This is a genomic window from Actinomadura sp. NAK00032 (assembly GCF_013364275.1).
Classification (GTDB): domain Bacteria; phylum Actinomycetota; class Actinomycetes; order Streptosporangiales; family Streptosporangiaceae; genus Spirillospora.
Map to the genome: position 1 here is coordinate 3,757,229 of NZ_CP054932.1, position 13,570 is coordinate 3,770,798.

11 protein-coding genes are annotated in these 13,570 nt (G+C 74.4%); 4 read left to right on the plus strand and 7 right to left on the minus strand.

Going from position 1 to position 13,570, the window contains the following annotated elements:
- The first annotated feature begins 7 nt into the window (after positions 1-7).
- The 3 genes from HUT06_RS17520 to HUT06_RS17530 are packed head-to-tail and all read left to right on the plus strand — an operon-like array spanning position 8 to position 2,771.
- Positions 8-1,315: a lysine N(6)-hydroxylase/L-ornithine N(5)-oxygenase family protein gene (locus tag HUT06_RS17520; protein ID WP_254715235.1), complete on the plus strand. Its 1,308-nt coding sequence runs from the start codon at positions 8-10 to the stop codon at positions 1,313-1,315.
- Positions 1,312-1,578: an MbtH family protein gene (locus HUT06_RS17525; RefSeq protein WP_176196720.1), complete on the plus strand. Its 267-nt coding sequence runs from the start codon at positions 1,312-1,314 to the stop codon at positions 1,576-1,578. Before HUT06_RS17520 ends, HUT06_RS17525 begins: the two co-directional genes overlap by 4 nt.
- Positions 1,575-2,771 (plus strand): cytochrome P450, encoded by a 1,197-nt coding sequence (locus HUT06_RS17530; RefSeq protein WP_176196721.1) that lies wholly within the window; start codon positions 1,575-1,577, stop codon positions 2,769-2,771. The genes HUT06_RS17525 and HUT06_RS17530 overlap by 4 nt, the downstream gene beginning before the upstream one ends.
- Before the next feature lie 16 nt (positions 2,772-2,787).
- On the opposite strand, the gene HUT06_RS17535 is transcribed toward HUT06_RS17530, so the two are convergent.
- Entirely contained in the window at positions 2,788-4,068 is a 1,281-nt protein-coding gene (locus HUT06_RS17535; RefSeq protein WP_176196722.1) for a cation:proton antiporter, read from the minus strand.
- Between the two features lie 10 nt (positions 4,069-4,078).
- Entirely contained in the window at positions 4,079-5,677 is a 1,599-nt protein-coding gene (locus HUT06_RS17540; protein WP_176196723.1) for a tryptophan halogenase family protein, read from the minus strand.
- A 163-nt stretch (positions 5,678-5,840) separates the two neighbouring features.
- On the opposite strand from HUT06_RS17540, the gene HUT06_RS17545 reads away from it, so the two are divergent.
- On the plus strand, positions 5,841-6,377 hold the full coding sequence (locus HUT06_RS17545; protein WP_176196724.1) for a flavin reductase family protein: 537 nt from the start codon (positions 5,841-5,843) through the stop codon (positions 6,375-6,377).
- Positions 6,378-6,389: 12 nt separating this feature from the next.
- Here the strand turns inward: HUT06_RS17545 and HUT06_RS17550 are convergent, their stop codons facing one another.
- The 5 genes from HUT06_RS17550 to HUT06_RS17570 are packed head-to-tail and all read right to left on the minus strand — an operon-like array spanning position 6,390 to position 13,552.
- Positions 6,390-7,139, minus strand: a complete 750-nt coding sequence (locus HUT06_RS17550) for an AfsR/SARP family transcriptional regulator (RefSeq protein WP_176196725.1) — start codon at positions 7,137-7,139, stop codon at positions 6,390-6,392.
- Positions 7,140-7,159: 20 nt separating this feature from the next.
- Positions 7,160-8,194 carry a methyltransferase gene (locus tag HUT06_RS17555; protein ID WP_176196726.1) on the minus strand — a complete coding sequence of 345 codons (1,035 nt, stop codon included), beginning with the start codon at positions 8,192-8,194 and terminating at the stop codon, positions 7,160-7,162.
- 13 nt (positions 8,195-8,207) lie between these two features.
- Complete coding sequence (locus HUT06_RS17560; protein WP_176196727.1) at positions 8,208-9,398, minus strand: cytochrome P450; 1,191 nt, start codon at positions 9,396-9,398, stop codon at positions 8,208-8,210.
- Positions 9,399-9,445: 47 nt separating this feature from the next.
- The gene (locus HUT06_RS17565) at positions 9,446-10,633 is read right to left on the minus strand and encodes a cytochrome P450 (RefSeq protein WP_176196728.1); all 1,188 of its coding nucleotides are present in this window, start codon (positions 10,631-10,633) and stop codon (positions 9,446-9,448) included.
- Between the two features lie 36 nt (positions 10,634-10,669).
- On the minus strand, positions 10,670-13,552 hold the full coding sequence (locus HUT06_RS17570) for a non-ribosomal peptide synthetase (protein WP_176196729.1): 2,883 nt from the start codon (positions 13,550-13,552) through the stop codon (positions 10,670-10,672).
- Between the last annotated feature and the right edge of the window lie 18 nt (positions 13,553-13,570).

Genomic DNA, 13,570 nt, shown 5'->3' on the forward strand with positions numbered 1-13,570 from the left:
CCGAGCGGTGGACGAACCGGCAACGGGGACCTACGACGTCGTCGGCGTCGGGTTCGGCCCCGCGAACCTGTCGCTGGCGATCGCGCTGGACGAGTGCCCCGAGCCGGTCACGGCCGCGTTCTTCGAGCGGCAGGCGTCGCTCGGCTGGCACCGGGGCATGCTGGTGCCGTCGGCGAAGATGCAGGTCTCCTTCCTGAAGGACCTGGTCACCTTCCGCAACCCGGCCTCCCCGTACGGGTTCGTGTCCTACCTCCACGAGTCCGGGCGGCTGCCGCGGTTCGTCAACAACGGGGACTTCTTCCCGACCCGCCGCGAGTTCCACGACTACCTCGAATGGGCGGAGGCGAAGCTGCGCCCGCGCGTCCACTACGGCGCGGAGGTGACGGCCGTGCGGATCCCGCCCGGGACGCGCGGCCCGGCCGACCGGCTGCTGGCGGACGTCCGCGACCCGGGCGCGCCGGGCGGCGTCCGCGCGGTCGCGGCCCGCAACCTGGTCGTCTCCACCGGCCTGGTGCCCCGGATGCCCGCCGGGGTGGAGCCGGACGAGTCGGTGTGGCACAGCTCGCAGTTCCTCGGCCGGTTCCGGGACCGCGACCCGGCCCGGCTGCGCCGCGTCGCGGTGGCGGGCGCGGGGCAGAGCGCGGCGGAGATCGTCCGGTTCCTGTACGACACCCTCCCGGACGCGGTGATCCACGCGATCGTCCCGTCCTACGGGTACTCGATCGCCGACAGCACGCCGTTCGCGAACCAGGTCTTCGACCCGGAGGCGATCGACGACTACTACCACGGGTCCCGGCGGGCGCAGGACGCGTTCTGGGAGTACCACAAGAACACCAACTACTCGGTGGTGGACGACGAGGTCATCCGCGACCTGTACCGGCGCGCCTACGACGACGGGCTCGCCGGGACGGGACGGCTGAACTTCCTCCCGCTGTCGCGGGTCGCGGGCGTGAAGTCGGTGGTGAACGACACCCGCGTCACGGTGTACTCCACCGCCCGCGAGGACTCCCGCGACCTCGACGTGGACGTGCTGGTCTGCGCGACCGGATACGACCCGATGGACCCCGCCGACGTCCTGGGGGAGCTGGACGCGCACTGCCTGCACGAGGCCGACGGCCGGATCCGGGTGGGCCGCGACTGGCGCATCGCCACCGCTCCCGGCCTGCGCTGCGGGATCTACCTGCAGGGCGGGACCGAGCACACCCACGGGCTGTCGTCGTCGCTGCTGTCGAACCTGGCCACCCGCAGCGGCGAGATCACCCGGTCGATCGTGGCCGGGCTGGCCGCCGAGAGAGGAAACGGAGTCCGCGCATGAGCACCAATCCGTTCGACGCCGAGGACGGCGAGTTCTACGTCCTGGTGAACGACGAGGACCAGCATTCGCTGTGGCCGACCTTCGCGCCGGTGCCGCAGGGCTGGCGCACCGTGTTCGGGGGCGGCGACCGCGCCTCCTGCCTGCGGTACGTCGAGGAGCACTGGACCGACATGCGCCCGCGCAGCCTGCGCGAGGCCATGGCGGCCGACAGCGCCGCCTCCGGGGCCGCCTCCGGGGCCGCCGAGGGGGAGCCGGCCCGATGACCTCGCTCGCGGAGCGGTGGGGCATCCACCCGGACCAGTTCTGGCTGTACGGGCGCCCGATCGAGGAGCCGGTGCGGTTCGACGAGGAGATGGACGCCTGGCACGTCCACGGGCACGCGGAGGTGCTCGAGGCGCTGGCGAACCCGGCCGCGTTCTCGTCCGAGACGATCAAGCTGGTGCCGATGGGCGCCGGGGAGTCCTACACCGAGGGCGACCTGCTCCAGACCGACCCGCCGGACCACGGGGCGCTGCGCCGGCTCGCCGCGCGCGCCTTCACGCCGAAGGTCGTGGCCGACCTGGAGCCGCGGATCGACGCCCTCGCCCGCGAGCTGCTCGACACGGTCGCGGACGAGGACGGGTTCGACCTGATGAGCGCGCTCGCCTACCCGCTGCCGGTGACCGTCGTCACCGAGCTGCTCGGCATCCCGGCCGCCGACCGGCACCTGTTCGAGCGGTGGATGACCGGCATGGTGGAGGAGATGGGCGACCTGTCGCTCGCCGACAGCGCCGAGGACCAGGAGGCCACCTTCGGCGCGGCCATGGACCACATGCGGCTGATGCTGGACTACCTGCGCGAGCACACCGCCGAGTGCCGCCGCGCGCCGCGCGACGACCTGCTCGGCGGGCTGATCGGGGCGGAGCTGAACGGGCGGCGCCTCACCGACAACCACATCGTCAACTTCGCCAAGATGCTGCTCATCGCCGGCTACCTGTCGACCACGATGCTGATCGGCAACACGGTGCTGTGCCTGGACCACTTCCCCGACCAGATGGCGCGGGTGCGCGCCGACCGGTCGCTCGTGCCCGGGCTGGTCGAGGAGTCGCTGCGCTACCTCAGCCCGGTCGCCGCGACCTACCGGGCCACCGCCGCCGAGACGGAGCTCGGCGGCAGGCGGCTCGGCCCGGGGAAGATGGTGCTGGTGTGGTTCGGCGCGGCGAACCGGGACGCGCGGGTGTTCCCCGATCCGATGGCGTTCGACCCCGCCCGCTCGCCGAACCCGCAGCTCGGCTTCGGCCGGGGCGTCCACTTCTGCCTGGGCGCCGCGCTGGCGCGGATGGAGGGCCGGATCGCGCTGAACCGGCTCTTCGACCGGTTCCCGGTGCTGCGCACCGACCCGGACAAGCCGCCCGCCTTCATGCTCGCCCCGGACACGACGGGCGTCACGTCCCTGCCCGTCCGCACGTCCGGCTGACGGCCGGCGCCGGCGGTCAGGGCGCCGCCCGGGAGCGGGCGGGACGGGGCCCGGCCGCCGGGCGGCGGCGCATCTCGGCGCGGTCGGCCAGCGCCAGCGACGGCCCGGTCATGGCGGTCGTCACGAGTGCCATGACCACCAGGGCGACGAACAGCGGCGTGGTCAGGATCCCGGCGGCGTAGCCGGCCTGCAGCACGATCAGCTCGGTCAGCCCGCGGGTGTTCAGCAGAGCGCCGACCCGGAGGGCGTCCCAGCGCGTGCGGGCGCCGAGCCGGGCCCCGAGGTAGCCGCCCAGCGTCTTGCCCGCGACACCGAGCAGCACGGCCGACAGGACCAGGGCGGGGGAGACCGCGCCGAATCCCCGCGTCAGGACGCCGAGCCCGCTCACCACGAAGAACACCGGGACCAGCACCCGGCCGATCGCGGTGACGGTGCCGAGCGCCGCGCCCCACCGCCCGGTCGCGGGGACGGCCAGCCCGGCGAGGGCCGCGCCGACGATCGCGGTCATGCCGAGCCGCTCCATCGCGAACGCGAGGGCCGCGGCCACCGCGCTGATCAGCGCGGCGGCGAGCCAGGGCGCGCGGCGGCACAGCGCCTCCGGGCCGCGGGTGCGCAGCACCAGGCGGAGCAGCACGGCCGCCGCGGCGCCGCAGCACAGCGCGGCCATGGCCCGCAGGAACCGGTCCGGCGACCCGTGCCCGAGCCCGATCGCCACCGCGAGCAGCGGCCAGGACACCGCGTCGATGACGATCGCGGCGGTGAGCGACAGCCGCCCGGCCTCGGTGCCGGCCATGCCCCGGTCGGTGAGGACGCGGGCGAGCACCGGCACCGCGGTGACCGACAGCGTCACCGCGAGCATCAGCACGAGCGCGCTCGCCGGCGCGGTCCCGCGCACCGGCGGGTCCGCGTCCGCCAGCACCCACACGGCCAGCAGCACGCCGGCCGCCTGCGCGGGCAGCAGCCCGCCGAGCACGACCCAGCCGACCGCGCGGCGGTCCGGGCGGGGTCCCCCGACGCGCAGCTCGTGCGTCAGGCCGGCGAGGAACAGCACCAGCCCGACCTCGGCGGTCAGCTTGAGGTCGGCCAGCACGTGCGCGGGCACCAGCCGGGCGAAGTCGTGCGGGCCGAGCAGCCGCAGCGCGGCGGGACCGGCGAGCAGCCCGGCGGTCAGCTCGCCGATCACCTCCGGCTGCCGCGCCGCGCGGGCCGCGAGCCGGCCCGCCATGGCGATGAGGAGCACCGCGCCGAGCACCGCGAGCAGGTGCCCGGCGCGTCCGGCCGTCTCGGCCGCGGTCATGCCGTGCGGCCTATTCGCCGTGGTGGAGCAGGCGCAGGTACTCGTAGGTGGACGGCAGGCCGCCGATCAGCTCGGCCTGCCGGCGCTTGACGTCGGCGAAGATGGCCCGCGACGAGTCGACGGTCTCCGGCCGCATGGCCAGCGCGGGCAGCGGATGGTCGGGCAGGAGCCCGAGCCCGGCGAACACGCAGTAGTAGTTGGCGTTGCTCCAGAAGTTGCGGAACTCGGCCTCGAAGTTGCCGTAGTAGGTCGACTCGTCGGTCACCGGCATCTCCACCGCGAGCCCCGCCTTGTACATGGCGACCTTCTCCTGGAACCGGGGCGCGAGCTCCAGCTCCTTGCACGCCCGCCAGAACGGGGTGTCGTCGCGCGGCGCGAAGCCGAAGTGCGCCTGGATGAAGTCCCGGGTGTCGTCGAACATCTGCTCTATCTCGCGGTTGAACCGGTCGATCAGGACGGGCTCGAACCGCTTGTCCGGGAAGTGCTTCACCAGCTGGTACAGCGCGGCGTAGATGAAGTAGATGCCGGTGGACTCCAGCGGCTCCAGGAAGCACGAGGACAGCCCGATGCCGACGCAGTTGCGCACCCACGCCCGCCGGTTGCGCCCGACCCGGAACCGGATCTGGTTCAGCGGCTGGGTCTCCGGGTCGAGCCCCCACATCCGGCAGAACTCCTCGGTGGCCTCGTCGCGGGTCTGGAACCGGCTGGAGTACACATAGCCCGTGCCGAACCGGCCGAGCAGCGGGATCTTCCACGTCCAGCCGGACGACATCGCGATCGAGGAGGTGTACGGCTCGACGCCGTCCGCCTCGTCGTCGTGCGGGATCGAGGTGGCGACCGCGCTGTCGTTGAGCAGGTGGTCGCTCATGTCGAGGAAGGGCTCGCGCATCACCTGGTTCATCAGCAGGCTGCGGAAGCCGGAGCAGTCCACGAACAGGTCGGCCTCAAGGGTGCGGCCGGTCTCGGTGTGGATCGCGGTGACGAAGCCGCGGTGGTCGATGTCGGCGTGGGTGAACGTGTCCTCGATGTGCGTCACGCCCTGCTTGCGGGTGGCGAAGCGGCGCAGGAAGTCCGCGACGAGGTTCGCGTCGAAGTGCCACGCGTAGCTCGCCCATCTGCTCCCGTCGCGGAACCGCGGTGCGAGCTTGCGGTCGATGACGGGCGGCTGGGCGTAGCACGCGTGGTCGAACGGCTCGTCGGTGGCGCCGGTCAGCCGCAGGTAGGTCCAGTAGTGCGACAGCGGGAGGTTCTCGTGGTTCGGCAGGATGCCGAACAGGTGGTCGAAGCGGTCCGGGCGGCCGTCCGGCCGGGTGCGCGCCGCGGGCTCGGCGCCGCCGGGCGTCCGCCAGTTGACGAACCGGACGCCCATCTTGAAGCTCGCGTTGCACTCGCGCATCCACTCCTCCTCGGCGATGCCGAGGAAGTCGAAGAACACCTTGTGCAGATTGGGGATGGTGGCCTCGCCCACCCCGATCTTCGGGACGGCGGGCGCCTCCAGGACGGTGACGTCCGTTCTCGGGCCGAGCGCCTTGGCGAGATAGGAGCCCGCCATCCAGCCGGCGGTGCCGCCGCCCAGCACGACGATCCTGCGAATTCGGTTGTCGTCCATCGCACTCTCTCTCGGTCCGTGGAGGAAAAGGGGCCCGGATGCTCCGTGCCGTCACCGTGTCATGTCCGGCTATATGTTTTCCATGATCGCCGCCGCGGTCGGAAATGGAATTCGCATGGCCTCTGAATAGCCGCCCGATAGCTTCCTCGGAAAGGCTTGGCGCATGACCGACTCGATCGACGCCGGCACCCGCGTCCCGCGCGGCGGGCGGGTGGTGGACGAGGATTTCCGCGCGATGATGCGCGGCTTCCCGACCGGCGTCGCGGTGGTGACCGCGCTCGGCCCGGACGGCCGGGCGCGCGGGATGACCTGCTCGTCGCTGTGCAGCGTGTCGCTCGCCCCGCCGACCCTGCTCGCCTGCCTGCGCGAGGGGAGCCCGACGCTCGCGGCCGTCCTGGTGCGGGGCGCGTTCGCGGTGAACCTGCTGCACGCGGACGCGCGGCGCACCGCGGAGCTGTTCGCCTCCGGTGCCCCGGACCGGTTCGACCGGGTCGCGTGGCGGGCCGGCGCCGCCGGGCCGCACCTGCCGGCCGCCGCGCACGCCGTCGCCGACTGCGCGGTCCGCTCCCCGGTGCCCGCGGGCGACCACGTCGTCGTGTTCGGCGAGGTGTACGCGGTGACCGGGTACGACGACCGCGGGCCGCTGCTGTACGGCCTGCGCAGGTACGGTTCCTGGCCCCGAGCCCGGCCAGGCGCCTGACCGGTGCGCGGTTCAGGCCGTCATGAGCAGCGCCGGGTCTCCGGTGAGCACGGCGCGCTGCACCTCGCGCAGCAGCCGCCCGGGTTCGATGCCGAGCTCCTCGGCGAGCATCCGCCGGCTGCGCTCGAACACCGCGAGCGCCTCGGCCTGCCGGTCGCACCGGTACAGGGTGGTCATGAGCTGCGCCTGGAAGCGCTCGCGCAGCGGGTGGCGCGCGACGAGGCGGGTCAGCTCGGGCAGCACCTGAGCGTGCCGGCCGAGCGCGAGGTCCGCCTCGACCAGGCTCTCCAGCGCCGCGATCCGCGCCTCCTCCAGGCGCGGGCCCTCGGCGGCGGCCAGGTGCTCGGAGACGTCGGCGAGCGCCGGCCCGCGCCACAGCGCGAGCGCCTGCCGGATCAGCTCGCCCGCCTCGGCGTACCGGCCGGCCCGCAGCGCCGTCTGGCCGCTCGCCGCCAGCCGCTCGAACTCGCGCAGGTCGAACCGGGCGTCGCCGATCCGCATCTGGTAGCCCGGCGACCGGCGGACGATGCTGACCGCGGGCCCCACCGTCTTGCGCAGCCGGGACACGTGGTTGTAGATCTGCGCGTTCATCGTGGCGGGCGGCCGCGCGCCCCACAGCAGCGCGCTCAGCTCCGAGTCCGACAGCAGCCTGCCGCCCGCGAGCAGCAGGGCCGCGAGCACGGTGCGCGGCTTCGCGCCGTCCAGCGGCGCCGCGGTGTCGCCGTCCCGCACCTCGACGGGACCCAGGATGAGGTACTCCATGCGCCCTCCCTCCGCCCGGGTCAGCGGGCGGGCTCGGCCTCGATGGCGTTGTAGTCGGGCAGCCCCTCGGCGGCGGGCACCACGGCCGTTGAGACGTGCGCGAATCCCGCCGCCTCCAGCAGCCCCCGGTACTCCGCGGCGGTGCGCTCCCGGCCGCCGGTGTAGACGAGGTTGTTGAGGTCGGTGAGCCCGTAGGTGACGGAGTCCGCGGGGCCGAGGACGGCCGGCAGCACCGTCTCCAGCACCAGCAGCCGGGCGCCCGGCCCCATCGCCGCGCGGCAGCGTCCGAGCAGCGCGACGGCCGCGCCGTCGGCGAGGTCGCGGACCAGGTGGTTGAGCAGGTAGGCGTCCGCGCCGGGCGGGACCGACTCCGCGCGGTCGGCCGCGACGACCTCGCAGCGGTCGGCGACACCGGCCGACTCCAGGGCCGCCCGCGCGCCGTCGAGCGCGACCGGGAGGTCGGCCAGCAGCCCGCGCGCGCCGGGCGCGGCCGTGAGCACCGCGGCCAGCAGCGCGCCGTCGTCGCCGCCGAGGTCGGCGATGGTGGCGAACCGGGTGAAGTCGCAGACCCGGACGAGCCCGGCGGCGAACTCCGCCGTCGCCCGGGCCTGCGCCGCCCGGTACTTCGGCGCCAGCACCGGGTCGCGCAGCGCCGACTCGCGGGCGGTCAGCCCGGTGCCGGCGTCCCGCCACGGCTCGCCCGTCCGGATCACCCGGCCGAGCGCGCCCCACGCCTGCCACAGCTCCGCCGTGACCGACAGCAGCACGTCGTCGCGGAACGAGCCGTCCGCGCCGGACCGCAGGCCCCGGCCGAGCGCGGTGAGGGCGAACCGGTCGGCGTCGAGCTGCTCGGTCAGGCCCAGCCCCGCCAGGGCGCGCAGCAGCCGCCGGAGCGCGTCCGGGTCGGTGCCGGTGCGCCTGGCGACCTCGGCGGCGTCCGCCGGTCCGTCGCCGATCGCGTCCGCGACGCCCAGCTCGGCCGCCGCGTGCAGGATCCGCGCCGGGAGGTATCCGGCGAGCATCCGCGGGAGTGCCTGTTCCGTCGCCGTGTCCATGGAGGGTCCCTCGTCAGGCGGTGTGCAGGGGCAGCCGGTTGACGCCGATCATGTCGGGCGTCCCGAAGAAGGCGGGCGGGTCGTCCGGGTCGGTGCGCAGCTCCGGGAACCGGTCGAGCAGGGCGTTCAGCGCGATCCTGCCCTCCAGCCGCGCCAGGCCCGCGCCGATGCAGAAGTGGATGCCCCAGCCGAACCCGAAGTGCGGGTTCGGGTCCCGTCCCGGGTCGAACCGGTCCGGGTCGGGGAACGCGCGCGGGTCCCGGTTGGCGGCGCCCAGCCACAGGAAGGCGAGCTGGTCCTTGGGGACGCGGTGCCCGTTGAGGTCGGCGTCCACGTTGGTCGCCCGGGTCAGCACCGTGGCGGGCGACAGCAGCCGCAGCGCCTCCTCGATCGCCCCCGGCACGAGCGACTGGTCGGCCCGCACCCGGGCCGCCTGCTCGGGATGGTGGTCCAGGCACAGCACCGTGTTGCCGAGCACCATCGACGTGGTGATGTGCCCCGTGATCAGCATGATGTTGGCGATGTTGACCGCCTCGTTCCCGGTCAGCCGCTCGCCGTCCACCTCGGCGGTGGCGAGATGGGTGAGCAGGTCCTCGCGCGGACGGCGGCGGCGCTCGGCGAGATGCTCGGACAGGTAGGCCAGCAGCGGCTGCAGCCGCTCGGTGCCCGCCGCGATGTCCTCCGCGCCGTGCTCCTCGTCCAGGGAGGAGAACCCGCTGAAGCTCTCGATCACGTTGTCGGCCCACTCCCGGAACAGCTCGCGGTCGCTCGCCGGGACGCCGAGCAGCTCCGCGATGACGATCACCGGCAGCGGGTAGGCCAGGTCGGCGACCATCTCGATCTCGGGCTTGCCGTCCACCGCGTCCAGCAGCCCGGCGGTGATCGCGGCGATCCGCGGCTCCATCGCGCCGATCAGCTTCGGCGAGAACGCCGGCGTCAGCAGCCTGCGGTACTTCAGGTGCTTCGGCGGGTCCAGCTGCGACAGGTCGCCCTCCAGGAGCGACTCCTCGACGCCGACCGGCAGCAGCCGGGCGGTGTGGGACGAGAACGTCCGGTGGTCGCCGAGCGCCTCCCGGCACTCGGCGTGGCCGTACACGTTCCACAGTCCCTGCGCTTCGTCGAACTCGACCGGGGACGCGGGCCGCTCGCCGTACAGCCAGCGGTGCTCGGGGTGGATGTTCCACCGCTCGACGACGCTCGTCATCGGTCGTGCTCCTTCCGCCTGGGCGTCCCGCCGGGGGCCGGGCGCGCTCACTTGACGAGGACCGGGAAGCCGTCCAGCCCGCCGGCGTCGGCGATCTGGAAGAACGAGGGCGGGTTAGCCGGGTCGGCGCGCAGCCCGGGCAGCCGGTCCAGCAGGATGTTCACCGCCGACCTGGCCTCCAGCCGGGCGAGCCGGCGGCCGACGCAGAAGTGGATGCCGCGGCCGAACCCGAGGTGCGGGTTCGGGGCCCGGGTGAGGTCGAACTCGTGCGGCCGGTCGAACGCGCGCTCGTCCCGGTTCGCCGCGCCCGTCCACACCATCACGAGCTGGTCCTTCGGGATCGCCGTCCCGGCGACGACCACGTCCTCGTTGGTGACCTTGCCGACCGTCGAGATCGGGGACAGGAAGCGCAGCGACTCCTCGATCATCGGCGGGACCAGCGAGCGGTCCGCGCGGACCCGCTCGCGCTGCTCGGGGAACGCGTCCAGGATCAGCATCGTGTTGCCGATCAGCATCGACGTGGTGTGGTGGCCGTTGACCACCAGCCGGTTGGCGATGTTGAACACCTCGAGGTCGCTCAACCGGTCGCCTTCGTGCTCCACCTGGACGAGATGGCTGAGCAGGTCGTCGCGCGGGCTGCGGCGCCGCTCGGCGGCGAGCCCCTCCCAGTACTCGCGCATCTCGCGCAGCATGTCGAACGCGCGCTGCAGCTCGTGCGTCTGCTCGGCGATGACCTCCGGGGGCTCGAAGTCGTCGGTGTCGTCCACCATCCGGCGGGACCAGTCGTGGATGATCGCGCGGTCCTCGCGCGGCACGCCGAGCAGCTCGCAGATCACGGTCAGCGGCAGCGGCGTGGCGAAGTCGGCGACGAGGTCGAAGGCGTCCCGGCCGCACAGCTCGTCCAGCAGTTCGTGGACGAGCGCGTCCACCCGGCCCTCCAGCCCGGCGACGAGGTTCGGCGTGAACGCGAAGTCGACCAGCCCGCGCACCTTGCGGTGCTCCGGCGGGTCCAGCTGGGAGAAGTCGCCCGCGCAGATGTCGGGCGGCAGTTCCACCGGGTCGAGCCGGCCCGCGTCATTGGAATAGGTCTTCGGCCGGGTGAGAATGTCCACGGCCTCCGGATAACCGTAGACGTTCCACATCTGGAGGCTCTCGTCGTAGTCCACGAGCTGCTCCGGGCGCCGCCCGTGAAGCCAAATGTGCTTCGGGTGCACCGCCCATTCCTCGACGCGCATCGCCGCGCCCTTCCTTCCGAGTGGATTTCTGCCGGTTCAGCGGACTTCGATGGTTCGGCCGGATGTTTCCGGTGTCAAGTGCGGGGCCGCCGCCAGCGCTTCCACGAGCCCGATGAAACGGTCGGCGCCGGAGTGCGTGTAGAAGTCCCGGGCGGTGATTCTGGGCAGTCCTTTTTCGGCCATCTCGGAGAGCACCCGGAGAACGAGGAGGGAATTGCCGCCGAGTTCGAAGAAGTTGTCCTGCGGGGTGACGTCCGCGCGCAGGCAGCGGCTCCAGATGCCGAGCACGTCGGCGGCGATGCCGCCCGGCTCCGGGCCCGGTGGCGGGCCGGCCCGCTCCGGGGCGAGCGCGGCGGGTTCGGGCAGCCGGCCGAGGTCGGGCTTGCCGTTGGCGGTGAGCGGGATCTCGGGGATCGCGGTGAGCGTGTCCGGCGCCATGTAGTCGGGCAGGACGCGCCGCGCGCCGGCGAGGATCCGGCGCGCGGCCGCCGCGCGGCGGGCCGGGTCGTCCCCGGTGAGCACCACGTAGCCGTCGAGCCGTTCACCGGACGCGTCGCCTGCGCCGGTGTCGCCGGCGCCGGCGCCGAGCCGGCGCAGTACGACGACGGCCGCGCTCACCTCGGGATCGGCGGCGAGCACGGACCGGATCTCGTCCGGCTCCACCCGGTGGCCGCGGATCTTGAGCTGCCCGTCCAGCCGGCCCAGGTGGTCGAGGCGGCCGTCCGGGCGGAGCCGGCCCCGGTCGCCGCTGCGGTACAGCCGCGCGCCGGTCGCCGCGTCCCGGACGAACCGCCCGGCCGTCAGCTCCGGCCTGCCGAGGTAGCCGGCCGCGACGCCCGCGCCGCCGACCCAGATCTCGCCCGCCGCGCCCGGCGGCAGCACCCGGCCGCGCGCGTCCCGCACCGACACCGACCAGCCCGGCAGCGCCCGGCCGACGGACCGCGACCCGGCCGCCACCTCGGCCGGCCCGACCGTCTGCGCGGTGACGTGCACGGTCGTCTCGGTGATGCCGAACATGTTCACCGCACGGCAGCGCGCGGGGGAGTACCGCCGAAACCACGGCGCGAGCAGCCGCACGTCCAGCGGCTCGCCGCCGAACACCAGTAGCCGGACGTCCAGGTCGTCCCCGGCGCGGGCGTCGGCGCGCACCAGCTGGGCGAACGCGGAGGGCGTCTGGCTGAGCACCGTCACGCGCCGGGCGGCGAGCAGTTCGCGGAACGCGTCGCCGTCGCGGGCCGTCCAGTACGGGACGACCACCAGCCTCCCGCCGGTCAGCAGGCACCCCCACATCTCCCAGACCGAGAAGTCGAACGCGCTGGAGTGGAAGAGCGTCCACACGTCGTCCGCGCCCAGGCCGAAGCCGGGGGCGGTGGCGGCGAGCAGGGCGAGGACGTTCCGGTGCGGGACCACCACGCCCTTCGGGCGGCCCGTCGACCCGGAGGTGTAGATGACGTACGCCGGATCGTCCGGTGCGGCGGACGGGGCGGGCTCTGAGGCGGCAGCCTCCGAGGCGGCGGCCTCCAGGCCGTCCAAGGGCACCGTCCGCACGCCCGCGGTCTCCGGGAAGCCCCCCGGGTCGGCGATGACCAGCGAGGTCCCCGCGTCCTCGGCGATCCAGCGCAGCCGGTCCGGCGGGTTGCGCAGGTCCATCGGGACGTACGCGCAGCCCGCCTTGAGGACGCCGAGCAGTGCGACGACCTGGGCGGCGTCCCGGTCCAGGCAGACGCCGACGCGGTCGCCGCGGCCCGCGCCGAGGGCGCGCAGCCCGGCCGCCACCTCGGTCGCGCGCTCGCCGAGCCGCCGGTAGGTCAGCTCGCCCGCGCCGTCCACGACCGCGACGGCGTCGGGGGAGCGGCGCGCCACGTCGTCGAAGCGGCGGTCGATCCGGTCGTCCACGGGCTCGGGCGGCGGCGTGCCGGCCCCGCCCGCGCGCAGCACCCGCTCGGTCTCGTCCGGGCCGAGCACCGGGATCGCCGCGAGCGGCCCGGCGGTTCCGGCGGCGAGCCGCTCCGCCAGCCGTGCGACGGACGCGCCGAAGTCCGCGGCGACCGGCCGCGCCACCGCGCCCTCGTCGAACCACAGCGACGCTTCGCCCTCCTCGCCTTCGGCGACGTGGAGGGTGAGGGGGAACGGCGGCGACTGGAACGGGAACCGCACGCGGCCGCCGGCCCCGGCCGGCGGCGACAGGACGACGCCGAGGCTCACGGCCGCGTCCGCGCCCGGCACCACCTCGATCCGCGAGAGGTAGCCGGCCGCGCTGTGCTCCTCGTCGATGTCGTCCACGCGCACGAGTCCGGTCTCGTCCGCCGTCCCCACCAGGGCGAACGCGACCGCGTGCGCGCCGGAGTACCGGGCCAGGGCGAGCGCCGCGGCTCCGAGCAGCGCCCGCCGCGGCACCGGGCGCGGCAGTGCGACCGGCACGGCGCCCACCACGCCCTCACGCGCGGGGTCTCCCAGCCCCCAATCAGGGCGCGCGGGCTGCGAAGCCTCGGACACGGGCGCCGCCGGGACGGGCGTGAGCGTGTCGGTGACACCGAGCAGCAGATCGGCGAGCCGGTCCAGGGCGCGGTGCGGGACGCGGTCCCGCCGCGCCACCAGGACGAGAGTCCCGGTCGCGTCCGAGTGGCGCAGCAGGACGGCGCGCAGCGCGAACGGCTCGCCGTGGAGGGGACGCAGCGCCTCCCGGTGCGTCCGGGCGAGCGCGGACGCGCCGCCCCTCGGGCCCGGGACGCCGGTCTCCCAGAGCCGCACCCGCCCGAGCCCGGGCCATCGCCGCGACGCCTCGTCCAGCCGTTCCCGGACGTCGTGTGCGCGCAGCGTCCCCGGCACCGGCACCGCCAGCGCGTGGCAGGCACGGCCCCGCTCGGCCAGGACGCGCCGCGCGGGCCGCGGCCATGGCGTCCGGGCGGATGTCGTCATGTCCGGCCCCCTCGTGTC